The organism is Microbacterium sp. JB110, assembly GCF_003335195.1.
Lineage (GTDB): Bacteria > Actinomycetota > Actinomycetes > Actinomycetales > Microbacteriaceae > Microbacterium.
In genome coordinates this window covers 1-294 of record NZ_QPGM01000026.1, presented here as the reverse complement: position 1 = coordinate 294, position 294 = coordinate 1, and the positions used below count along the sequence as shown (strand labels likewise).

General features: G+C 41.5%; 1 protein-coding gene. It reads left to right on the top strand.

Annotated features, from left to right (window positions below; translation table 11 throughout):
• Positions 1-294: hypothetical protein (locus tag CIK77_RS17445; RefSeq protein WP_147271162.1), on the top strand; the 294-nt coding region annotated here is incomplete at both ends.

Below are 294 nucleotides of genomic sequence, written 5' to 3'. Positions count from 1 at the left end.
CAGCACTCGACCCTAAAGTTAAGCGTCATGTACAAGCTTATTTTGGGCTATTTTTGAAGCATCAAGGCGAAGCTAACAATCTGAGTGAAGATGAACGCTTTGACTTTGCGATGCAAATTGATGAGGTTGTGACTGCTTCCGTTGCTGAGTTCTCAATTAATCCACAAGAAATCGAGAACCAAATCCGCCGTAAGCTATTGCCTTTATTATTTAAAGCCACTGGCATGGATATAGCCAAAGTCATTATTACTGACGTTATTCAGATCACTCGCCTTGGCGTTGTAGGTCATCATT